This window comes from Zoogloea ramigera (assembly GCF_006539865.1).
GTDB lineage: Bacteria > Pseudomonadota > Gammaproteobacteria > Burkholderiales > Rhodocyclaceae > Zoogloea > Zoogloea ramigera.
Genome location: NZ_BJNV01000194.1, coordinates 1 through 708, shown reverse-complemented (window position 1 = coordinate 708; position 708 = coordinate 1). Strand labels below are relative to the sequence as shown.

1 protein-coding gene is annotated in these 708 nt (G+C 55.5%); it reads right to left on the bottom strand.

Annotated elements, in window-relative coordinates; translation table 11 throughout:
* A partial coding sequence (locus ZRA01_RS20405; protein WP_174851638.1) for an ATP-binding protein occupies window positions 1–589 on the bottom strand: 589 nt, incomplete at its 3' end.
* Between the last annotated feature and the right edge of the window lie 119 nt (window positions 590–708).

The following is a 708-nucleotide window of genomic DNA, read 5'->3' as shown; positions in this document are numbered from 1 at the left end:
GCACCCTATGGCCGTTGATGACTACATCGAAGGAGTCGTCTCCCCTTTTGTAGGTAATGATCGAGAATCGTCGCGCGAGACGCTTTCGAAGCGCCTCCGCAGTTCTCATGACGCGCTTCCGCTTGAGAGCCGACAGAACAATCTGCGTCCCCTTCAGCTCGCGGCTGGCTATTGGCTCAGGAAAATACGTGCCGCGCGCTTCTATCGACCTACGGATCTTGTCGATTTCCATCCGGAAGGCATGCTTTTCGGATCCGTTCGAAGTATAGACGTCAACAACGTCGGCAACAGAGAAAAGCGACAACTTCCCAATACCCTTCCGGCCCATGTGCGGCCGGCACTTGTTGGGCGTGCAGTCCCCCTCTTCTCGCCTCTTGTCATACCCGACATTAAGAAACCGCTCGTTGATCTGGGAGCGATCCATTCCGCTCCCGTTGTCAGTGATCGTGATGGTTTCCGGTGTCAGGTCAATGGCTACTTGGGTAGCCTCTGCATCCCACGCATTGGCTACGGCCTCGGATAGAACCGCAGCTACGTTACTGTACAGCTGTATCCCCAAGTGGTTCAGGATCCTGAGGTCGATGCTCATGAGGTAAGGCTGAGTCGAATCCTCTTGAACCGTTTTGTGTTCCACTGCCATTGTTGTTCTCCAGCGCCGCGACGTGCTCGATCAATGTATCCCCGACAACTTTCCCCAGCCCTGGGGGC